Here is a 23,619-nt window from a genome sequence, read left to right on the forward strand (position 1 = left end):
CAATGAGCTCTTAGCGCGTTTTTATTTATTTTATCGATATGTGTACTACTTATTTTTTAGCTTTTTTCACAATCTCAGCTAGGTCCTTCCAACATTGGGGCTTGATTTTCGGCAAGGTAACAATTTAGATGAACGAAACCTACTTCTCCGTTTTTGTCAAAGTCAAACCAACCGCCTTTAGTTTCTTGATCTTCATCTGAAATGTGTTCCCCACAAGCGGAACACGCCCTATCTTCGGGTATGATTTTCAATCCCTCAACACACCAACCTGTGTCAATGCTTGTTTTAGCCATAAATTTTCCACCTTTCTACAGTCCTCCCGTTCGTACAAAATGGAGGGTTAACAGAGCCTAAATTTTATAAATCTATATATACTCCAATTGAAGCTTACCTTGTTGAATAGGTAGTACCATTTTTAATCTAGCTTTATACTTTCTTTTTTTGTCTTTGGTTGTAAAGGTTAATAAAGAAGTCTCCCCTTTTTGAAGCAAATCATCTAACATTTTTAGAGAAATGTTTTTATTGTATTGCTTTTTCCATAAGAAGAAAGTGCAATCTGTATTGTTTTTAGTACAATAATATACCTTAGTGTTCTCTTTTACTGGCATACCGCAGCATGGACATTTTGCACTAAAAGTTGTTACGGTTTCATCTGTTAAAGCAATTACTTTCATTTCTTCAACAAAGTTCATTGTAAAATTAGCTACTGCATCATTGAAAGGCCGTATATCCTTCCCTTTCTTAATCTCATCTAGTTCAAGTTCCCATTTTGCTGTTAATTCTGGTGAAGTTAATAAAGGTACTTTTGATTTTCGGAGTAATTCGATTACAGTCTTCCCTAGCTTTGTTACCTCCAGTTTCTTTTTCTGAGAAGTAATATATCCATTATCCTGCAATTTTTTTATAGTTTCAGCACGCGTAGCACTAGTTCCTATACCACAACCTTTTAACGCCTCCTTAAACTTTTTATCCGTAATAAGTACGTTTATGTCTTCCATCTGTTTCATTAGAGAGCCTTCAGTATAAAGTGAGGGAGCCGTGGTCTTTCTTTCCTTTGCTTCCATACCAACATTATTAATATGGACATCCATCTGAATATTAGGTAATTCATCTACCTCTTGTCCCACCATTTCATCATCATCTAGATCATCAACTAAGTGGTGAGTAAAATCTATATTTAGACCTTTCCATCCATAATCAATTATTTTTTTGAATGTAGTTTGAAAATGGTAATCGTTAATTATTGTTGAAACTTTCCTCTGCAACGATTTTACAGGGTGTTGAAACTGTAAAAAGAACCTCTCAACAATTATTTGATAAACCAACTTTTCATCTTCAGTTAAATCAACAGGTTTATTAGCTTCAGGTAAAATTGCATGGTGATCTTGAACATGTTGAGGGTTAAATATACGCTTATTATTAAGGTTCACCCGATTTATGTCACTCCCCTTTTTTAAATTAGGAAACACCTCAATCAAACCTTGGTAGGACGCATGTAAAAGGCTTAATTCATCTGGAGTTACGTATCGACTAGAAGTCCTGGGATAAGTGATCAGTTTCTTGAGATACAATTTTTGCAGAATCTTAACTCCATCTGATACTTTGATTCCATGGCGTTGATTGGCCATTGCTGTTATATCTGTAAGATTAGGAAGGAGCGGAGGCATTTGAGACTTTGTATCATCAGTAAACTGTACGAGTCCTTCTTGTTTTTCAACTAATCGGATGATTTTCTCAACCTCTTCATAATCTGTTAATCTATCACCTTTAAACGTAGAATCATAAAAGATCGAACCTTGTTGGAAAGATCCTTTTAGTGCATAGTAAATTTCCTCTTCAAATTGTTCTCTAGCAACTTGTCGATCGTAAATTAAAGCTAAAGTTGGTGAGAGAATCCGACCAGTTGATAATGTTTTTCCACCGCCAGCCAATGTAATACTTCTGGTACTATTTATTCCTAAAATATAGTCACCCATACTCCGAGCCAAGCCAGCATTTCTTAAATACTGATATTCGCTACCATCCTTCATTTCCGTAAATGCTTTCTTTATTGCAGAAGGTTGTAGTGAAGCGGTCCATAGTCGTTTTGTTGGAAAGTCAGTAAGTTTTAAATAAGTTGCCAGGTAAGCATATATTACTTCCCCTTCAAGTCCGGCATCTAATGCGTTAACTATCATATGGCAGTTCATAACTAGGTTAGCTATAACATTTAGCTGTTTTTGAGCGTTAGGAAGCGGTTTAAGCGTTAAATAAGGTGGTAGAATGGGTAAAGTATCCCAAGACCAATCTTCCCATTCAGGATTGATTTCTCCAGGCTCCTTAATTGTTAAAAGGTGACCTTGAGTCCAAGTTATAAGTAGACCGTTATTTCCCATCAAATAGCCGTTACACTCTTTATATGCGTCAGTTAGTGCATTAGCTATTGCATAAGCAGCATCTGGCTTCTCGGCTATGACTACTACAATCGACAAAGTTATCACCCCACTATTCAAATACTAAAATAAAAAAGCACCAATACATGTCTGAAAAGACGATGTATCGGTGCTTCCGTTAGCATCAAATAAGATTATTTTCGTATATCACTTTATATTAAGTAAACAATAACATATACTCTTGATTCACTCAACTATAGACGAATATTAAAGTCATTTAAAACTAATGTAGTTGGTGCTGTTCACTAACCACAGCAAAAAAAGATTATTTCACCCTTATTTAATTCATGCTTTATGACATTAAGAAACTTGTTTATCTTTTTTAATAGTTCATCATCTAAAGACATTGTTTGTAATCTGTTTTTTGTTTCATTATAATCATCAATTTTATAGATTTTTAAAAAATCGTTATTTGTTAAAAAATGTTAAAAACTTCTGCGAAATCTATGGATTTAGGATTACCCAAGGAAAAATTAGTATATACTAGTAAGCAATTTGGATAATCGTCACCATATGCAATATCAAACAATACATCCTCATTAATATGTTGAACTTTTAGTTCCTCTGGTACTTTAAATAAAGAAATATCATACCCCATTACCTTCTTCCTCCTTTTTTGTCACTCGTCATCAACATTAATTTAAGAGTGCTATACCATAACCTACAGCTTCAAATTTAAGGTTATAAGGTTGCGTTGTTAGGTGCTCATAAAACTGTTCTCTTGAGACAAAAGAATAGCATTTAAGATTAGTAGCTGAGCTAAGAGTTGAAACAAGATCAAATTGAGATTCGTCATATATTTCAAAATTACGTATCTCAATACTATCAAAGTACTTATTATCTTCTATTCTGATTGTTAACTCTTGTTGATTTGAATCGTAATTAGCCTCTACAAATGGTATGAGGTCATTTAGCATAGGACCAGCAACTTTAAGGGCTGCTTCTTTACTTCCCGCCATAAATTCAAAATTGGTTAGTAATTCAAAACTGTAGTTATCCATATTCATTTGTATTACAACTGTATAGGAAGGTAAATTAACGACATTCTCTATGGTTGTTGTAGATACAGCTGCAGCTACATTAGAATTCATGATTCTATTCCTCCACTTTTAGTTTAACTTTTTTTCGTTCCCTACAAAAACATTATTAGCATGAGCTTGTACGGCATATAACAGAATTTTGTTTGTATCTTCATGGGTGAACCCCTCGTTAACTAGTTCATTGATTGTCGCTAATGCCATCCAGATACCTTTACTAAATGGCAACTGCTCCATAAATTCTTCATGTGTCATTTCTTACTTCCTTTCAGTTTAAGAATTAAAGGACCACCTGTAATTATATGTATTTTTAGACCGCATCAATCTGCTTTGAAGTGTTAAACAGAATGCTATTAATAAGAGTATAGACCAGGTATATTTCCATAAAGCTCAAAGGTTCCTTAGGTTCTTTATAACCTAATAAATAATCAAGGATATGAGTAATAGAATAATAATATTTCATCTGTGTTAAAGCAAAGACCGCTTGCTGAAGATCATCAGAACGGCTAAGGTCTGTCAAGGTATCCTGTTGGAAGATAAATGCATAATGATTGTGCTGAAATACTACATTAATCAAACTAGGGATTATTGACATAAGGTGTATTTGAACGTCATCATTTGATGCATGTTCATTTAATTCTCCTTCGATTAGATTGGATAATTCTAATCGTGTGATTAATTGTTTCTCTATTCGGTTTTCCAAGAAGCTTTTAATACTCTCATAAGATTCTATATTTGTTGAGAAAGTGATTTCATTTTTACCATTGCGAAATGAGATTGTTGGATTACTAGAACCATTTTTTGATAGAAGTTTTTTAAACATCATAAAACCTCCTTTCAGTTATGATTTGTTAGATAAGTAGATGTTTGAAAGCATTAATAAAAATATCTTCTGCTCCTAATGCTACAAACGAGATATAAGTTAAAAAGGAGCATAAAAATAAAATGTAAGTTCCTAATAATAAAAAAGGATAAATATTTTTCTTAGACATCAATTTGTCTCCTTCTAGTAACTGTTTGAAACAAGAACTTCCGGATTTTCAATAAAATCTAGAAGGCCTCTTTTCATACCAGATACACTCAATGAAATGAATCTCATTGGGATGTTATATAACTTGCAGATTTCTCTTGGTAATTCAGAACGATGATGTGTTAAGTGCCCGCTAGCTATTAATACCATGTCACTGTTTCGAATAGCTGCTTGTAGTTGAGTTTCTTTTTCATGTCCTGTCATAACAGTTAAGTTGAAATTTACCTCAGAGGCCAATTGATTATATTCAGCTTTTTTAAAGTCGGAGCCTATCAACAGTACTTCTTTATCGTCTAAAAGGCTTTTCGAATTTTCGAATCTAACCCATAAGTCATTTTTATTGGATTCATTCTTTAATTCCTCTGGGTCTGTAGCTGAATTTGATGTTTTATAATAGCCTGATGGCTTTGGTCTTTTAGGAATATCCTCTTCTTGATAACACCATATAACCCTATTTGTTGTTGGTTTGTTCTTGTCATAGGCTATACTCACAATACTTCCGGGTACTAATCTAAATTTTTGTGTATCCTCTTCACTGATAAGAAATGCCATTGGTACCTCATTGTCTAATTTAATAAGGGTTGCTACACCATCTGCTAAATATTGCGAAGCTGTATACAGGCTATTAACTTTTTGTTCAGAAACGATACAATAATCTATTTCGCCTCTAGAGTCATTGACTAATTTAGGACCGTCTTTTACTTTTTCGTAAAAGAAGTTATTTGAATTGGGGATTTTTTTTGGATTGATCATATCACCTTTTTTAAAATTTTGATTCCGAATTATCGTTTCAGGAACATAAATTGAATGATCGTCAGTGATTTGAAGTATTCCTCCTCTTAATCTCCGTTCTAATTGATATCCTTTTGGCGAACTAGCATGGTTCTTTTGCTCATCATATTTATCAGTAACTGGCTCATGTTCAAACAATTTAGGTATATACGCTTTTGTAGAAATCAGGATGCTAAATAATGCCTCTAACTTCTTTTGTACTTCACAAAAATCATCTTCTAAGGACATGTTTTGAATGGTACTTATCATTTCTTTTTTGACTTTTTCATACATTATTATCTCTCCTTTGTTTTACCTGGTATTTTCTTAGGGAACGGCTTTATATCTTCCATATTGAACGCATCCCACTTATAAAAACCGTAATCACTTAATGATTCATAGTATTCTATTTTCTTTAAACGGGATTTATGGTACTCCATTTCAGATTCAGACATTCCGAATACTTCAATGATATAAGGTCTATACGTATCGCGCAAAATAGCATCAGGTTTTAAAAAATCTAGTACTTCCAGTAATTGATTCGGTTTAATAAAATTACGTCTATTTTTTTCAAGTTGAACAAATAATTTATTTTCAAAGGAACTGTCTACAAATAACCCTCGATCAGTTGTTGGTATTAATTCCGCATTGTATATAATTGGAGGCTTATTGTATGTATTTGTTTTACCTAATCCTATAATGAAAAATTGATTGTGATTATAATAATTCACTCTAGTTTTATCTGTTTTCGTGATTTCTAACCATTCGTTTTTATCAATTAACAATTCTCTCTCGTTATTATCGTAACCAGGCAATTTGAGTAGATGATAGGATTCATCGAAATCAATCTCTATATTTTCCTTTTTAAAGGGCATTAAGATAACGGGATTTACACCCCTTTTATTTTCATGATATATTCTTCCGGTTTTTTCAAATCCTAGCATTAATTTATCCTGCAAAAAATTTTTTTTACTTATTTCAACCTTCACTTGTGGATTATCTTTCCCTATGAATAAACTACTTAAAGCCTGTCTCATTACAAAGATGGATGGATATTTATATTTTTTTATCCCATTTTCTTCAATATTATTGTAAAAGTGGTTATCCATAGCTAACTCCCAAGCTCTGCTGAGTAATTCACGGCCAAAACTACCGATAGTCATGTTACCTTTGTTATAACTGTTTCTTTTATTAAGTGAATAACTTTTCTTACGGTTATTACCTGAAGAAACATCTACTATCCCCAAATGATTAACGGAAAGTTTTATATGATCATAGCTCTTAATTTCTATTGCTGGGTAATAAACACCTTGTAATTGTGTATCAGTTAAATTTTCAAAATGTATGCAACCTTCTTTGTGTTCTTTTGCTAGACCAGCATTTGTGGCGAAGTAGATTTTACCGCTATTTGAATTAAGTCGTGTATGCATTCGAGCCAGCTTGTTACATGAGCAAAATATTTCATATTCCTTTCTATTTACATGAAGCATTAAAAGTTCTTTTTGGAACTGAAGTGCATACTGTGACCGTATCTCAATATAAGAGAATTCAAATTTTAGCTTAGTTACTTTATGAATGAAAATAATTGTGCTCATAATTTATATCTATCCTTTCTTATGTGAGAAATCGAAAAAAAAACGCATCTATCCCTTTTAGGATAAATGCGTTCTTCGCAATTTGCACATGATATTTTCCTTAATATTACCACATATATATGACTTTGTTAATAGCTAAACAATTAAAAAAGAAAAACAACAGGTAAAAAACCCGTTGTTTTAAAATGCAATTAAAGTTGTTGAGGATTTTCTTTTGTGCAATATTTTGCGCCACCTAATTCAACTTTTGCAAAGAGCCTTGCTACATCTTCATTTGACATATTTAACTCATGTCTAGCTTGTTCTTTTGAGAATACATGTAATTGGTTTCCGATATTAACATAATCTTGTATCGCGTTTTCACGACCAGAAATAATGTTAGGAATAGCAGAGGAAGTCAACAACTCGTATGTCTCTAATATTTTTCCAAATTGTTCATTAACCTCTTTTTCATCGAAAAAATGCCATTTTATACGATGAAGCTCATTTTCAAGCTTATGATCTTCAATAACCCCATGCATATAAGGGTAATCTTTAAATAAATCCATAGTATTTTCAATATTGTTTGCCATAACTCACTAACCGCCCTTCTAAGAAATATTTCTAAGAGAACAATTCTCTAGATATATAGAAAAAATTAAGGTGTGTAAAGTAAAAAGCTGTTAATATCATTTTTATATAGTTTAGTGAGTTGGTCAAATTCTTGAGGGCTTATTTCAGTTGGTTCAACGGCTTCTAATACCTGTATATCCAAAGGGATATTGTTTAACGGATATTCTGCAGAATGTGAATGACGTGATAACACATTAACATTTCCGGTATTTGAGTCTTTTATGACCTCTCTAATATTTGCAATTACTATTAATATATCCTCTTCTATCATTTTATCTTTTATTCGGACAAACTCGTACGTTTTTTGACGGCCCATTAAGAATCATCCATCCTTTTTACAAATTAAATTTTTTAAAAAAATATTGTTATATTTTGTTAATGTAAAGTCAGTTTTATTCTACATTATTATATACCTAATTGCAAAAGGACTAGATAATTCAGAATTGTTTATTGTTTTGCGTCAAATTCGAGTTCGAGCTTACCGCCATCTAGGTTTTTGGGTAAAATTAATTTCGCTTTATATGCTGATTTTGTCGATTTTTGCGAAGAAAAAGTAAGCTTGGATGTTTTGCCTTTTAATAGTAGTTGTTCTAACATTTTTGGCGTTATATTTTTATGGAATTGAGTTGCCCAAATGAAAAACTTACATCCTTCTTTATACCCTGAACAATAATAACTTGTTCTATTCAATAAAATGTTTTTGCCACAAGTGGGACACTTTCCATAAGTCTGTATAAAATCTTCAGAATTAACTTTTAAGCTTTTGGCTTCTTCGATAATAATATTTGCGAAATTCTTAATACCATCCATAAACGATTTACTCGACTTCCCATTTCGTATTTCCTCCAATTCTTTCTCCCACTGGGCTGTTAATTCTGGTGAAGTCAGTAATCGAATATTTGTTTTCCGTAACATTTCAATCACATTGATTCCTTTTTTTGTGATCGAGATAGATTTTTTCTCATAAGCAAGGTATTCAGTTTCAATCAATTTTTTAATTATATTAGCACGTGTGGCACTTGTTCCAATTCCACAATCTTTTAATTTTGCTTTTAAAAATGGATCAGAAATCTTATTACTTATATTAGACATCGTATCAATAAGAGAGCCATCAGTATACGCTGCTGGTGGTGATGTCTCCTTTTCTTCTATTTTAACATCCTTACATACCACTTCTGCCTCCGCTAATGTAGGATAACCATTGAGTTCCTGTCCATCCGTTTTTACAGTATTTTCATCATATTCTTCTTCCTTTAAAATAGCTGTCCAGCCAAGGTTTATCGTTTGTTTGAATTTAGATTTAAAATAGATACCTTGTACTTCAGTTTCGACCTCTAATTGATTGTAGTGAAGAGGCTGTTGGAATTGAGAGAAAAATCGCTCCACAACAATCATATATACATTTTCTTCATCCTTACTAAGATTTGTTGCAATAACTGGTTCAGGTAAGAGTGCATGGTGATCAACGACCTTTTTAGGGTTTACTATTCGACTATTCTTTTCATTAACCAGGCTTTTATCTCCATTGTGTGCTAAAGCTGAGAATTGGTCTTTTAGTACATCAAATGATTTATGCATTAATGGAATTTCATCCACTGTGATGTATCTGGACCCGGTACGCGGATAAGTGACATATTTTTTAAGATATAATTCTTGAATGATTTCGAGTGTTTTAAATGCTGTGTAACTAAATTTTTGGTTAGCAATCCTTGAAATATCAGTCAAATCCATTAATAGTGGCGGAGGAGTCTGCTTTTTTTCCTCTTTTATCGATGTTATTTTACCGCTTTGCATATTAATCTTTTCACAAATGGATTTTGCATGGTTTAGAACTGTCATACGATCCCCAACAAAATATCCTTGATATTTCTCATCTCCTTGAGAAAATGTGGCTAATAGTGGGAAATACTTCAACTTTGTAAAAGAAGATCTTTCTTTGTACCTGTCATAAACTAATGCTAGAACTGGAGTTTGCACCCGTCCCGCATGAATCGTTTTACCACCACCAGCCAACGTTAATGCACGCGTTGCATTTAGCCCAATAATCCAATCAGAGATTGCTCTTGAAAAACCAGCCTGTTTTAAGGCGTTATAATCACTTGCAGGCTTCATTGCTTTATACGCTTTCTGAATGGCCACAGGTTGTAATGAAGACGTCCACAAGCGATATATAGGTTTATTAAAGCGTAAGTAAATTGCTATAAAATTAAAGATTACTTCACCTTCCGTTCCAGCGTCCGCCGCGTTGATAATAACAGAAGCATCGTTTACTAATTTTTTTATAACACCTAATTGTTTAAGTGATTTTGCAATAGGTTTTAGTTGAATGCTTTCAGGAATCATGGGGAGAGTTTCCCATGCCCAATCTTCCCATTCTTTCTTCATTTCACCTGGGGATTTTATTTCTAAAAGATGTCCGCTTGCCCATGTGTATATAAGATTATTAGAACCTTGAATAAATCCTTCTTTATCTGTGTGTTGTGGAGACAATGCTTCTGCTATTGATCTCGCAGCATCTCTTTTTTCAGCAATTATTAAAGTTGTCATTTAAAAGCACGCCCTTTAGATTTTTTTTAAAAAAAAAGAGAAGTACTTTACTAGTCCACACAAAAGTGGTTAGTAAAGTACTTCTCTACTTAAATTAATTATAACAATTTTTTAATATACATCAATAACAATAAAAGTTGTTTAATTAGCTTCTTGTCTTAACTTAATATATTGTTCTTGTTCATAATTTAGTGCTTCCCTCAAACAATCATTAAATTTCAAATTAAACTTCTCTGCTTCTTTCTTTGTAGAGAACCGAATAATAGCTGGAGTATCTACTAGATAAAGATCATGAAATGGTGGAATATTTTTGAAGGAAGTAGAAAGAAATAACCTACGCATTAATGTAATCTTATATTTGAACAGATTTTCTAAAATTACAACTTTAAAGTCCATATCTTGAAGCATTTTTAGTCGTTTTTTAAAACCCTCGTCAAAAATCTCTATTTCATATTCTAACTCATATGGACACTGCACTGTAGGATTGATTTTAATAAAAGTATTTACTTTAAACATGGATGTAGCCATACAATCCTCCTTTCTTTTCAGTTATATTTTTATAAGAGGTAAAGATTCTCAGGATTTAATAACACGATATCACCAAGGAAATTAACTGTACATGTGTATTTACCTGAAGGATATAGTTTTATTTCCTGGATTTCACCAACTTTTGATAATAGAGAGCTGCAATACCCCTTTAAATACTGATAAATTTCACAATTTTCATCTTCAGGTACTTTAATCTTTACTTTCTGTCCAACATAAGGAATTAGTGTCGGTTCTTCTTGAATGATAAGTTTCACGTTATCTTGTCCGTTGTCTGCATTGCATTTTTCATCAAATAAGGATATTTGTTCTAACATATCTTGTTCATCCCTTTCTATATTTCTAAATCTATAACAATTTCACGTTTCTCTCAAAAAAGGACAAACAAGTGCCAGAAGTAAATAACAGTATGTAATTTTAAATTTCGTCTTTATTCTCTTTTTCCTCTTCTATAGCTTCTTCAATTAATAGTTCAATAGCTTCTAAGTATTTAGTTAAAACTTGCTTTTTCATATAGTAGGAAAACTTGAAAACTATTCTATTGTATCGATAAATATAGATAGTAATAAACATAAACAAGTACACAATTAAATCTCTTAAAAAGACATAATTAAACTTCATCTCATCAAGGATGAATAGTGAAAATATTAATGAGAATGGAATGCTTAACAAAGCAGGCAGTAACCTTTTTCGTCGCTTTAGATACTTATTAAGACTTTTGTTTGATAAATGACGCTCTAGAATAATTCTTTCCAGTAAGTATGCGATAGCAATCCCTAAACAAAATACAGATAGATATGTGTTAATAAAACCTAATGCGATTTCAATTAAAAGATTCTCTTTTGGTACTGAAATTAAATTATATAGGTTTGATAAGGGACTATGATTTTCTAATGTACCAATATAATATCTATAAAAATCAAATAAAATAAACCATAATATAAAGATTATTACTGTTTGACATAAAGCAGAAATTTTTGCTCTTGGGTTAGTGGTGATGAGTTGATATGATTTTTCAAAAACCATCTCACTGTCTTTATCTATATCCTCTAAAGTGTCCTTTATGGACCTATATGGTATCTCTATCTCATTATCTGATTTAAATTTAAACAAATTTCTTTCAAGCCCCTCTTTAATGTATTGAGTTTTTCTTAATCTGTAATAAATATTCTGTTGTCTTAGATGCCAATCGCTGTTTAAATACTGAATTAATTTGATTTAGCGTTAAGGTAATGGCACTTTATATTATTTATCTTCAGCACTGTTCAGTGATAAAAAAGCCGCTGGTAATTTATTTTTGTATATATTTCCAACCTTTTTTCTTAGCAAATCGTCTTAATGCTGTTCTAGAATGTGTTTCATGTAATTTTTTTAAACGATCTGGATCTGCTTTGTACATGTATTGTATTATGAAAAGGTTATGGCCTAATAAACCAAGTAAATGCAATTGAGTATCTGATAATATGAATCGACTGGGATGTGATAAATCAATTATTTGAGTATTCCATTCACTAGCTGCTTCCAAATATCTCTCTCTAACTGAATGATAAATAACATTACGTTCTTCATTACATCTGAAATAAAATAACAAATGGTGCTTTTTTTCCTCGTCTTCGAATTCGATAACTGAAGTTGGAGTAAGAGGAAGTTTCTGTCGATTTAAAGTGTTTATATCAACATTTAAGTTTATTTGTTCATTGAAGTGTAGATTATATTTCCTTAATACATCAACGTTAGAGAGCATTGGTAATAAAGAGATTCGTCCATAAAAAGTGGTAATAGTGAATATTGAATTTTCAAATCTGAATGAAAATACAAACTCGTCATCTAAAATAGCTAACTCTTTTTCTAATACCCTTATTCGATTAGGCTGCGTTAATATGGCCATTCTAAATATATTTGTAATTATTCCTTCCGTTGTAATAGGGCCTACCCTTAAATTCCATCTTTCGAAAGCATGCGGTGAATCAATTACAACATCAATAATCCCTGTAGGAAGCTTCAAATCCGTGTAGCTAGGTAGCGGATATTCTTTAAATAAAGTAGAACGGTCATATTTTGGAATATTTAAGTATGAAATTGCTTTATTAATTTTGAGATTTTTCCCTGGGTATATATCTGAAATTTTTACAACTGTTTTTTTGCTCATATAATCAATCCTTTAATTTTTCTATACTTCTAAATAATAAACTACGTTTTGATTACAGTGTTGTCAAAAAGAAAAAAATGTAGCATTTTAATAACAATTGATTTTTCAGGTTATATATCGTGTATTATTTCTGAATTAGCTTCTCTATATTCCAGCTCTTTGCTTTTATTTCTTTAATGATTGATTTAATTTCCGCTTCATTTACATCTGCAAAATTAGTAAAATGGCCTTCAAATGAACTACTTAAATTAACAAATCCATCAATTGCCCAAACGCCTAAAGTATTATTTTGAGCAGCAGTTTGTAAATTTTCAAACTCTGTCATATAGCCCTCTAAAAAAGGGGAACTTTTATCTATAATGGCTAATCCATTTTTGATAAGCAGTTCTTGAATAGAAGAGTCTGAGTCCTTTAATTGAATATATCCCCATAAATCATGTAAGCCTTTAGTATCAGCAATTGTTGAGGAGGTAGCACCTTCAAGAACATCTACTGTTATCTCTTGATTCAGAAGAATATCTTTTAACGCCGCATTCGTTTCTTTAGAAAGAGGTAAATTTTCTGTCGGAATCATCACAGATGCTAGAGCAACCTTTATAACACCCTCTTCATTAATAGTCCACCCATTTTGTATCAGATCCCCTCTTTTGGGCACCTTAATTCGAATAATGTTGTCTTCAGTTACTTCCACAACATAGCCGTTGAAAGAAGCAACTTCAGTACCATTAGTGATTTCAAAACCCGTGGACATTTCTTTTTCAGAACCGTAATCTGGTGTTTCACATCCTGTGATAGTAAGCAATGGTAATGTTAAAATAGTCATTATTATCTTTCTCACTTATACATCTCCTAAAAAAAAGCACGCAGTTATCTATTGATAGATAACATGCGTGCTTCGCATAGTTTTACTAATATTCTACTATGTTTTACTTATTATGTGAATAGTGTATTAATTAAAGATTATTAACCCTCATCGGAGGTTTGGACATTTGGCTTTATCGATTTAGCTTCATATTTAGGCTTTTTGTTAATATAACCATAAGTGCTTAAAACTTGATTAAGGAACTTTAAAGTTGGGTTGGGAACACTTTTAGATGCAGGTATTAAAAATAGTGGGGCACTCTTTTTGTATGATTTAATAATCCAAATAGGTTCATCAATTTCACCATAATCAATAATATAATCAGGATGAACTAATTGATCAACAAATCGTTGGAATATTTCTGGATTTTGAACAATCTCATTAAAAGAGTATGAAAATCCAGTCCTTTTAATTTCACGCATATGTAACTCTAAATATTCGATTATGCTATTATACAGTTTGCCATCTACATAATCCGCTATTGGCCTAATCAGTTCTTTTTTTGATATCCGTGAACGCACAATAACTTTAGTTTTTTTTTGTAAAAATTTCATTTTAAACAACCACCCTTTCGATTTAGATAAAAATCTTACTTCCATTTTCTCTTTATACGCTATTTAGTCAAAAAACTAACAACCAATATGAACGTTAAAAAAAAAAAACACCATTTGTGGTTCTGAATAGGCAATAATGCCCTCAGAATCCGCACAAATAGCGTTTTCAAAATGAAAACCCTTCACCGTATGGTATGAGTTATAAAATGTGAATATTATTGAATAATTATACCATAAAAAATTGGTTTTATAGTTCATTTTTTAGGTCTAATTTTTCATTTTTAATGTTTAGTTTTTTGTTCTTCGAGTTGCATTAAATTCGAATTTATTTGGTTCTTTTTCAACAAAGCCAGCTAATGTTAATTGCCAAGCTGCCACTTTGTGATTTAGATTATTTGAAGCATTTTGTAAATTCAGCTCAAAAGTAACATTTAGATTAGAAGGGGCTTTTTCTGCTATTCGAATAGCTGTACCACCAAAATCTTGATTCGTTTCATACAAAGAGTAGACAGAACTATTTTTGCTTCTTGCATCTTGGATAGAAGCATCTCCTGTAATACCACATTGAAAGTATTGTTCATAGTCTTTAGTAATTAAACGACCAACTAGTAGCCCAATATAGTCGATAGGTCTTTCCTCAATCCATTCTTCGATAAACCCTTTTGCTTTTTCAAACGTAGGGTTATAACGATTATTTGATGCAATGTACTCTTTAAATTCCTTTAATTCATTACTGCTAATTAAAAACTCTAGAAGATCTACACGACTAATTATTTCTTCTGTTAAAAACCCTTTCCCAAAACATGAATTTTCAGCAATTATTATTGTTGCTTCTTTTTTTATTGCTCTGTTGATTATTTTCTTGTTTTTTTGGAAAAAGTCTTCTGAAATCTGAAATTCTTCTGAGTCTCCAGTTGCAATTGCTGCGTTATAGTCGGTTATAAAGTCATTTAAAACTGTATAATCTGTAATCCAATTGGTTTTAGATAGTCGCAATTCCTGATTTTCTGCTACAAATGGTTGATACCCCATCTGTACTGCAATTTTTGCTAAAGTTAAATCATTCACTAACATATGTTAGCCTCCTAAAAATTTATTTACTATTTAGAAACACATAAAAAAACTTCATCTAGTAAATGAACAGACTAATTCCTTGGTGGAAGTAGTGTGGACACTTTCTAAATGAAGTGTGATTGTAAACCCTTATACCGTATGGTTAGGGGAATGCGTAAATGAATAGTATGCTTGTATTATACAACTGAATATATATAAATAAAAGGATATTAATTCCTAAAAAACTAATTTTTATTATCCTGACCTAATAACTAATATCAAACAAGGTGAAAAGATTCTCTTCTTCCTCATTTTGTTCAACTACCGGTAAAGAATTAAAAGCTGGACCATTGACTCTTTCCCAAGCTCTTAACTCCGTTCGATTCAATGAACGGTAGTACTCTGGATGATTGGATGCTGGTTTTATTAATTTTTGTTTCACCATTTCATTTACCAAACTTGAAATGAATTCCCGATATAAACTATTGCTTAATTTTCTATCAAGTAACTTAACAGATACTTGAGATGTTGAAAGGCCAATTCTCACAAAATTTGTTTTACGCGTCGTTTTATGTTTTTCAAAGATTTCTTCCCTGATAGCTTCTTTTGCTTCTTGTAACTTTCTCAGTAAAAACTCCGCATCTGCATCATATAATACTTCATAGGTATCAACACAATTTAATTTCAAAGCACTAGCTTTTATTGCAGCTTCAATTTCACAGATTGATGTTTCAAGGATAAACCCACTAAAATTCTGGGGATGTAGGTACAGTGATTCCTTATTTCGATAAGCTGTATCTGAAGCTCCCGCAATTTTACTCTTAACAATTTCAAATCCTAATAGTACAAAAATTTTTTGAATTTCAGATTGAAAGAATTCATATTTGTCTTCATTCATTCCTCCACCCATTTCATAACCACAACTAATTCGAAAATATGTTTTTATATATGTTGTTGTTTTCATATAGACTCATCCTTTTTTATTATTTTCTAAGATTTTTTTCAATAAGAAAAGCACGGCAGCAGCCGCGCTTTATTATTGCTATTTTTTTAGCTCTAAATAGTCAGTTTCTGAAAGGATTTTGATACCTAATTCTATTGCATCAGTATGTTTCGTTTTTCCTTCTACCCCTGAACCCATCAATAAGTAATTAGTTTTCTTACTTACAGAGCCAGTAACTTTCCCACCTAGAGATTCAATTTCCTCTTTAAATGATTTCCGATCCCTTGTGAAAGAACCTGTAATTACGAATACTTTATCTTTTATTATTGAATTTTCTATAGTTCGTTTAAACATTGAATTCATTGTTAAACCGTGATCTAATAATTTATTTATTAGATCAATGTTCTCTTTATTTGTGAAATAGGATACAAACTCAAAGGCCATTTTGTCACCAAAATTACTCAAGCTTAATATCTTTGCTTTAAGCTTGGTAGGATTTTCAGCGAGCTGCAGTATTTCGTGTATCGATGAGAAAACCCTTGCTAAATCTTTAGAAGCGGTTTCTCCAATTAGATTAATTGAAAGACTGTATAAAACGTTGTTTAAAGGCTGTTTTTTGCTTTTTTCAACTTCCTTAATCAATTTATCGAAGGTCGTTGTCCCGAAGCCCTCTAAACCCGTTATGGCCTCTCTATGATGCTTTAAATTATAAATATCTGAGAAGTTTTGAAGAAGTCCGATTTCGTATAGCGTTTCTATTGTTTTTTCTCCAAGTCCTAGTATATTCATAGCATTCCTAGAAACAAAGTGTTCCAGTTTGCCAATCTTTTGCGGTTCACAATCAGTTCCTCTACAATATAGATTTTCGCCATTGTATTCTATAGGACCGCCACACTCTGGACAAAATGGAGGTATTTCTAAAATAAATTCCTTACCGCTTCTTAAATCAGGAAATGATTTAATGACTTGTGGACTAACATCTTTAGCTCTTGCTAATAAGATTTGATCACCTACACGAATATCCTTGACCGTTATGTTTTTAAAGTTATGAAGCGTAGCACGACTATTGATAGTACCACCGATTTCTACAGGGTCTAGCTCTCCCACAGGAGTTAGCTGGCCGGTCTTACCTACCTGGATGACTATATCTCTTAGTGTTGTAATTGCATCTTGAGAAGAAAACTTGTATGCTATCGCCCACCGAGGGTGCTTACTTGTATACCCTAATTCTTCTCTTAAAGTTAGTCTGTTATATTTAATAACTAAACCATCAATCATACGAGAGAGATGAGGCCTTACCTTTTCATCGTATGTTTGAATGAACTCTAAAAAGCGCGCAGTCTCTTCTTCTCTATTGAAAATATTGTCACCAAAAAATACAACTGTATCAGAAACTTCGAAACCTAATGATTTAACAAATTCTATACGCTCAGTGTCATACGTGAATTCCATATCTTCAATTTCAATAATCTCAATAACATATGCTTTTAAACCTCTTTTTCGGGCTAATGAGCCATCTAGTGAACGAATAGTACCAGAAGCCAGGTTTCGAGGGTTAGAGTATTCTCCGTTGATGTTAACACGGTTAAAATCATCATATGGTACGACTACCTCAAACCGTAATTTTAGATTTTTTGTAAAAGGAATTCTCTTAGGTATATTTTGGATTTGAGAGAATGCATGAAACACACGTTCTCCGATATATCCATTACCTCTAGTGACACTATCATCAAGAGAACCAAAGTTGTAATTCCCTACGTAATCGGCAGCAATAGTTAAGCCATCTTCTTTATTTTGGACAATTATTGATTCGCCTTCTTTTAAATTAATAAACTTTAATAAGCCGTCTTCTGTAGTTGTTTTACCAAGTGATAACATAGGCTGGCTATGACTAACTTTTTCAAGAGATTCAGCAAAGCTTGTAATAATTCTCTGTGTTGGAGAATTTGGAGTAACAGTATGTGGCTTGGCCGCTTCAAGTCTTATTAGTTCTTGATATAACCCATCGTACATAGAGTCAGTTATTATTGGTCTGTTTTGATCATAAAGCTTATCGTGAACAGTAATCGTTCTTTGAAGGGCTAAAATGTATTCTTCAGCTGAGACTTGAATCTTCTCTTCTAAACATTCCAGTTTAATAGTTGTGTAGTTAGGACTGCTTGAATCAAAGCCCTTAAAGAAACCATGTTGGAAATATTCATTAGCAATTGCTAATGCGGTTTCACGCTGTACTTCATTAACAACAATAAGAGCTTCAGCTAGGCTTGTGCTGCTCTCCAAATTGTTCTTTTGATAATGTAAAATAATTTTCATTACCAGGTGGTTAAAACTTTCTTTAGTTGATACTAGTTGATCAAATAATGTAATTTCTTGTGTCATATTCTTTGACTCCCTTATGCTTTTTCATTTCAATAACATGAAAAAGCACTTCAACATGACAAATGTCCACACTACTCCCTTTGAAGTAATTGAACACTTGCTATTGAAGTGCTTTTTTGACTCTTCACCGTTTGGTTAGAGATAATCAGTTAATCGAAACGTTATATCTTAGTATATAAAATGACTCTTTGATTTTCAAACAAAATTAAATCTATGTGCTCGAAATGTCAACTCACAATACAAGTTAAGTTAAATTTGTTCTACGCGTTTAAATTGGGCGATCAACAGCTGGTCCTCCTCTAGAACTACCGTCTCTTAAAATGTGCTCACGTATAGAGTCGAGATTTTCTATTACCCGAATATCGTCAATTTTAATAAAGTCCTTAAATTTATCACTAACTTCAATTTCATCTAGCTTTTTGCCACCACAACCACCGGTATTAATTGTCGGTGTTATAGGTACACAAGTCCCTATATTAACATTACAACTCAATTCTCCGCCTAAGTTAAGATCATTAGATCTTACCAATACCTCAGCGAAAACGGGATCATCAATTATTACCCGTCCAACTTCATCAATTTTAATAGATGCTGGGGTTATTCTAATTACATCGTTTTCATTAGCCATAATTTTGTCTCCTTAATCTATGCCTTGTAATGGACAGGCTAGAATGTTTTCATCTAAATTACTAAACCCGTTAAACCAAGGATTCAGTCGATTATTATCAATCTTTAAAGTCCCGTCTGATTGTAAAACACCTATTTGGTTTCTGGGATCATTAAGGGCTACCGTACATTTTCCAATACTTCCGTTTGCTCTAATTGTTAGAGAATTTGGTTTGGCAGCATAACAAACATAAGGATTTACATCATTATCGCGTATTTTAGTTTGATTATTTCTATATAATCGTTGATAAAAGGTACTTATTATTTTATCTCTGTCTGCAAATGGCACCACATCTATTAAATGATCATTTGGTCCACCAAGATTCTCAAGAGGCTTAAAAAGAATTTTAAAACGTGTGTCATCTGCAAACTGGTTCCGTAGAACATCGATAAACGTCTGCATATATTCAATCGACTTTAAATCAAAATGAACTCTTAATGTCACATTAAACTGTTTATTACTTTCCTGCATGTATGTTAAATGTGTCCAAATCCGATCGAATGTACCTTCACCATTTGCACGAAGTCTTCGTTGATTATGAATAATATCTGGTCCATCTAAAGTAATTTGAAAGTTCTTTACTCCCACTGAAACTAAATCAACGAAAACCTTTGGAGTTAATAAATATGCATTTGTTGTAATAGAGCTAAAATAGCTAATATCGGAATGATGTTCTGATAATTCGGTTGCGTAGGATGAGATATCAAGTACTATATCTTTAGCTACTAACGGTTCTCCTCCAAACCAAGATAAATGTAACTCACTCAATTCAGGAATTCTCTGCTTTAGCAGTGCTTTAATTCCATCTACAGTCCTTTTAGACATTCTTCCAATTTTAAAATCCTCATAGCAATAGACGCAACGAAAATTACACTGTTCAGTTGGGAATAAGATTAATTCTTGAGACTTACTAGAAAGCAATTTAGCCAAATAAGGCATGGATATTGTCATAAAAACCCCCTTCATATCTTCTCTTGAGTACATAGATTGTTTTCAAAATAATGGCGATTCACCTCTTAAATAACATTATGGTCAATAAAGAAAGTTTTATTCTGAAGAATGCGCTCATTTCAAAGAATTCACAGATATATTTCCCGGCTTCTTTTCATTTAAAAAGAAAAGAATCCATTTTGAACAATATCTCTTCTCAAAATGAATTCTTCTTATTTAAACTAACCTTACTAAATTCTAACCTCTTCCATTGGCAGTGAATAAGACCACTTCCCACATGAATGATTTGTTTACCGTCTATATCGAAAGCCAGATACCTATGTCTCTCAAGATATCTGCCCTCATTTCTCGATTTGATATGTCTGTTTCTGTTCTAGAATCAGCTTTTTTAGGTACCTCTAAATATCCACTCTCTCCTTCATGTCAATTTTGTTGCAACATTGTTTGTTGTTTAAATTGAATACTTTCTACCAATAATTTCACGCTTGTCAGTAGCGTAATAAATATTGTCTATAAATTTGTTGTAATCGTATGTAACGATAATATCTGCACTAGGGTACCCGTAATGTAAAGCGCGTAAAAGTAATGCGAGGCTTATATGCTGTTCTTCTTTAAAGTATTGGTTATATAGAAATTTACCTTTAGAAAAATAAGGAGGATCGATAAATAAAGTAGCATTGTCGTCCCAAAACCAGTTTTCAATGAAGGTTGTTGCTTGTTCGCAGTGGATTTCAATATTTTCAGCCATTGAATGGATTTTATTAATTCTTTTTTCTAATGTAAGTGGATTCCATCTAGAAATTAAATTATCCTTTGATCCATTTTTACCGCCTAAAGGATTAGCCTTTGCGATTCCGCTAAAAGCAAGTCTATTGACCATTAAGGTAATCCATGCTGCATCTATCATATTTAAATTAAGATAATCATTTTTGATTAATCTTCGTGCTTCAAAAAATGCTTTATGAGTTGGACTAAATGAATAAATACGATCTATTAAGGCATCAGGAGAATTTAGCATACACCACCACAAAGAGTAAATTCCGTAATCAAGGTCATTTAAGATTAGCTTCTGTGTAATGCCTGATTCAAGCAGTGCTAATTCAAAACTACCTCCACCAACGAATGGAGATATGATTGTTTTACATTTAGTATAGTTTAACAAGGTAGATAAATAGGATATAAGCTTGCTTTTCGCACCTGGATACCTTAAAGGTGATAATTGTTTTTTGAATTTTGTTGGAACAGAAACTTTTTGATCCATTTTTGATTTATCTTCTAAAACAATAATAAATTGATGTTTTTCGTACTCTGATTCATCCCAAAAATTGAATGTATCACAATCACAACACCACCAGCCTTGATCATTAATGTCATCATGATCATCATGAAAACAATTACGGCATTCATAGGAGTAGTTTTTTTTACATTCATTACAATGAGAAGCTTTCAAACTCGTTCCCCCTTTAATCACGAAAATAATTGTTCATTAACCCGCTTCGAAAAGAACTGTTTAATCTTTCTTTTTTTGCAGCATTGGATTCTCATTTCTATTCTCCTTCCCAAATCGATAGCGATGTACTTTATGTAAATATTATGGGTTGAACTGATTCTTGTAAAAAAACCAAAATATAATAAAAACCACCAATATACGCATGTTAAAATTGCGTATATTGGTGGTTCAAATCTATTTTTTCACAAAGAATATGAGCCAATGTGACTCACCCCCTGTAACGACATCGCCAACTCTGAATAGCGATAAAACTAATAAAGACATTTAAAATGATAATTAATTTATTTCTTTTTCAGTTCCCATAAGTCATTAATTCTCCACACGCCACTTAGTTCATATTTTTCAACAAGATATTTTAGAAAATTGTAATAACATTGACCAGTTTCATGGAAGGTCCATTCTTCTCCCATAAGATTAGCTACTATGTTTATTTGTCCCATTTTAAAGTTACTCTTTTGTTGATATGCTAGTCCTGTTTCCGTTTTTTCAATTCGTATATAACCATTAATTAAGGTAGTAATAACTTCCCTCATATTGGCTGAAGATATTTGTATTGTGGGTACTTCCAATGCTTTCTCTCCCCTTTTTCTTTAAATTTTGTCTCCATATCTACAAAGAGAAATACATCCATGACTCTACAAGCAAATATTTACTTCATTCATATATTTGTCTACATCATCTTTGTCTAATGGGTGAGACACGTAGTAGCCTTGTATCGCGTCATATTTTGTTTCCAACAAAAAGGTAAGCTGCTCATACCTCTCTACACCCTCAATGATGAATTTTAAGTCTAGAGCTTTGATAAACTTAGATAGAAGTACAATCACTTTTTTATTTGTCTGTTCACCCATAAATAATCTATCCAATTTCACTCCATCAAACTGAAATGTTGCTAAATACTGAAAATTGGAATACCCCGAGCCAAAATCATCTATAAATAACAAATGACCCCGATCGCGAATTAGTTTTAAATTCTCTCTTATTTCAATACCTGCAAGTGAATCTTCTGTTAATTCAAAGGCAATTCTTTTAGTCTCCTGAAAACAAATTCTATCTAGATGTTCTATTAACCAGGTTATATCTTTAACCAAAGAAGCGGTTAAATTAATGGTGATGTATACGATTTCTTTATACTGATTCAATAGTTCAACAGTTTCATCAATTATCTTCTTAGTTAAATCAATCAATAATCCCTCGTTATCCAAAATTGGAATAAAGACGTTCGGTGCTACTACTCCAAGATCTCTAGAATTCCATCTACTTAAAGCTTCAAATGATAATTTTTCATTTTTATGCAGAATAGGTTGATATACAGTTCTAAACTCTTCAATTGCAAAACCTTTATTTAGAATATTGTCTTGAACCACATTACTGGCCATATTCTGTTTATAAACCTGTCGGATATAATTTAATGCAGGCAACTTTCGATTTTCTACAAATAGATAGTGTACCGTAAGATTTGTATACCCTTCTAGTTCTCGAATAATTACCTGGGCAGTGGAAGAAACACATACTAATACAAATTCTTCTTCAAATACCCTATAACATTCTGCCTCTGATCGATAAGCCTTTAATTTTGTCTCTAAAGATAGAAGTTCACTTTTGTATTGATTAATATCTAACCATCTTGAATCTTTAAGGGTAATGTAAATTAATGTGAATGATTTTTTTCGATTTATACTTTTCAATACAGTTTTTCGATTAGATTCGAATGTAGTCATTGAGAGAACCAACTTTTTTCCTCCAGTCTGGCTATAAGTTTAAAAATTTGGAAAATATGGAAAAAAGGAAGAACCACTCTCACAAATTAATGCGAAAGTGGTTCTTCCAACTTTACAAGTTATTCATTTGTTTTAATATTATCACAACGCAATATGAAAGTCATATTTAATTATAGATTAGTATACCTATATCTGTTATCGAAGAACGTTTAATAAATTTATTACTATGATGAAAAAGGAAAAAGCCCTCTCCTAATGAA

25 protein-coding genes are annotated in these 23,619 nt (G+C 32.2%); all 25 read right to left on the minus strand.

Annotated elements, in window-relative coordinates:
• Positions 1–74: 74 nt before the first annotated feature.
• The gene (locus tag ACOMCU_RS25150; RefSeq protein WP_421051842.1) at positions 75–293 is read right to left on the minus strand and encodes a hypothetical protein; all 219 of its coding nucleotides are present in this window, start codon (positions 291–293) and stop codon (positions 75–77) included.
• A gap of 72 nt (positions 294–365) precedes the next feature.
• Positions 366–2,471, minus strand: a complete 2,106-nt coding sequence (locus ACOMCU_RS25155) for a DNA topoisomerase (RefSeq protein WP_421051843.1) — start codon at positions 2,469–2,471, stop codon at positions 366–368.
• A gap of 376 nt (positions 2,472–2,847) precedes the next feature.
• Positions 2,848–3,030, minus strand: coding sequence for a hypothetical protein (locus ACOMCU_RS25160; RefSeq protein ID WP_421051845.1), 183 nt, complete (start codon positions 3,028–3,030; stop codon positions 2,848–2,850).
• Between the two features lie 37 nt (positions 3,031–3,067).
• The gene (locus ACOMCU_RS25165; RefSeq protein WP_421051846.1) at positions 3,068–3,523 is read right to left on the minus strand and encodes a hypothetical protein; all 456 of its coding nucleotides are present in this window, start codon (positions 3,521–3,523) and stop codon (positions 3,068–3,070) included.
• A gap of 18 nt (positions 3,524–3,541) precedes the next feature.
• The gene (locus ACOMCU_RS25170; protein WP_421051847.1) at positions 3,542–3,724 is read right to left on the minus strand and encodes a hypothetical protein; all 183 of its coding nucleotides are present in this window, start codon (positions 3,722–3,724) and stop codon (positions 3,542–3,544) included.
• 55 nt (positions 3,725–3,779) lie between these two features.
• Entirely contained in the window at positions 3,780–4,292 is a 513-nt protein-coding gene (locus tag ACOMCU_RS25175) for a hypothetical protein (RefSeq protein WP_421051848.1), read from the minus strand.
• Positions 4,293–4,475: 183 nt separating this feature from the next.
• Positions 4,476–5,564, minus strand: coding sequence for a DUF2325 domain-containing protein (locus ACOMCU_RS25180; protein WP_421051849.1), 1,089 nt, complete (start codon positions 5,562–5,564; stop codon positions 4,476–4,478).
• Between the two features lie 2 nt (positions 5,565–5,566).
• Positions 5,567–6,865, minus strand: coding sequence for a hypothetical protein (locus tag ACOMCU_RS25185; protein WP_421051850.1), 1,299 nt, complete (start codon positions 6,863–6,865; stop codon positions 5,567–5,569).
• Between the two features lie 191 nt (positions 6,866–7,056).
• The gene (locus ACOMCU_RS25190) at positions 7,057–7,437 is read right to left on the minus strand and encodes a hypothetical protein (RefSeq protein WP_421051852.1); all 381 of its coding nucleotides are present in this window, start codon (positions 7,435–7,437) and stop codon (positions 7,057–7,059) included.
• 65 nt (positions 7,438–7,502) lie between these two features.
• A complete protein-coding gene (locus ACOMCU_RS25195) occupies positions 7,503–7,793 on the minus strand; it encodes a hypothetical protein (protein WP_421051853.1) in 291 nt (96 codons plus the stop codon).
• 131 nt (positions 7,794–7,924) lie between these two features.
• Positions 7,925–10,024, minus strand: coding sequence for a DNA topoisomerase (locus ACOMCU_RS25200; protein WP_421051855.1), 2,100 nt, complete (start codon positions 10,022–10,024; stop codon positions 7,925–7,927).
• A 141-nt stretch (positions 10,025–10,165) separates the two neighbouring features.
• Complete coding sequence (locus ACOMCU_RS25205) at positions 10,166–10,552, minus strand: hypothetical protein (RefSeq protein WP_421051856.1); 387 nt, start codon at positions 10,550–10,552, stop codon at positions 10,166–10,168.
• Between the two features lie 29 nt (positions 10,553–10,581).
• A complete protein-coding gene (locus tag ACOMCU_RS25210) occupies positions 10,582–10,887 on the minus strand; it encodes a hypothetical protein (protein WP_421051857.1) in 306 nt (101 codons plus the stop codon).
• 100 nt (positions 10,888–10,987) lie between these two features.
• Complete coding sequence (locus ACOMCU_RS25215) at positions 10,988–11,683, minus strand: hypothetical protein (protein WP_421051858.1); 696 nt, start codon at positions 11,681–11,683, stop codon at positions 10,988–10,990.
• Between the two features lie 178 nt (positions 11,684–11,861).
• On the minus strand, positions 11,862–12,719 hold the full coding sequence (locus tag ACOMCU_RS25220; protein WP_421051859.1) for a hypothetical protein: 858 nt from the start codon (positions 12,717–12,719) through the stop codon (positions 11,862–11,864).
• A gap of 124 nt (positions 12,720–12,843) precedes the next feature.
• Positions 12,844–13,557 carry a thermonuclease family protein gene (locus ACOMCU_RS25225; RefSeq protein ID WP_421051860.1) on the minus strand — a complete coding sequence of 238 codons (714 nt, stop codon included), beginning with the start codon at positions 13,555–13,557 and terminating at the stop codon, positions 12,844–12,846.
• A 125-nt stretch (positions 13,558–13,682) separates the two neighbouring features.
• The gene (locus ACOMCU_RS25230) at positions 13,683–14,135 is read right to left on the minus strand and encodes a hypothetical protein (protein WP_421051861.1); all 453 of its coding nucleotides are present in this window, start codon (positions 14,133–14,135) and stop codon (positions 13,683–13,685) included.
• Positions 14,136–14,423: 288 nt separating this feature from the next.
• Positions 14,424–15,209 (minus strand): hypothetical protein, encoded by a 786-nt coding sequence (locus ACOMCU_RS25235; RefSeq protein ID WP_421051862.1) that lies wholly within the window; start codon positions 15,207–15,209, stop codon positions 14,424–14,426.
• A 244-nt stretch (positions 15,210–15,453) separates the two neighbouring features.
• Entirely contained in the window at positions 15,454–16,152 is a 699-nt protein-coding gene (locus ACOMCU_RS25240) for a hypothetical protein (RefSeq protein WP_421051863.1), read from the minus strand.
• Between the two features lie 78 nt (positions 16,153–16,230).
• Positions 16,231–18,510: an NAD-dependent DNA ligase LigA gene (ligA, locus tag ACOMCU_RS25245; protein WP_421051864.1), complete on the minus strand. Its 2,280-nt coding sequence runs from the start codon at positions 18,508–18,510 to the stop codon at positions 16,231–16,233.
• A gap of 268 nt (positions 18,511–18,778) precedes the next feature.
• Complete coding sequence (locus ACOMCU_RS25250) at positions 18,779–19,138, minus strand: hypothetical protein (protein WP_421051865.1); 360 nt, start codon at positions 19,136–19,138, stop codon at positions 18,779–18,781.
• A 12-nt stretch (positions 19,139–19,150) separates the two neighbouring features.
• A complete protein-coding gene (locus ACOMCU_RS25255; protein WP_421051866.1) occupies positions 19,151–20,128 on the minus strand; it encodes a radical SAM protein in 978 nt (325 codons plus the stop codon).
• 451 nt (positions 20,129–20,579) lie between these two features.
• Positions 20,580–21,578, minus strand: coding sequence for a DNA adenine methylase (locus ACOMCU_RS25260; RefSeq protein WP_421051867.1), 999 nt, complete (start codon positions 21,576–21,578; stop codon positions 20,580–20,582).
• A gap of 341 nt (positions 21,579–21,919) precedes the next feature.
• Positions 21,920–22,207: a hypothetical protein gene (locus tag ACOMCU_RS25265; protein ID WP_421051868.1), complete on the minus strand. Its 288-nt coding sequence runs from the start codon at positions 22,205–22,207 to the stop codon at positions 21,920–21,922.
• A gap of 66 nt (positions 22,208–22,273) precedes the next feature.
• A complete protein-coding gene (locus ACOMCU_RS25270) occupies positions 22,274–23,359 on the minus strand; it encodes an EAL domain-containing protein (protein ID WP_421051869.1) in 1,086 nt (361 codons plus the stop codon).
• Positions 23,360–23,619 lie beyond the last annotated feature (260 nt).

This window comes from Lysinibacillus sp. UGB7, from assembly GCF_049058285.1.
In the GTDB taxonomy this organism is placed as follows: domain Bacteria; phylum Bacillota; class Bacilli; order Bacillales_A; family Planococcaceae; genus Lysinibacillus; species Lysinibacillus sphaericus_B.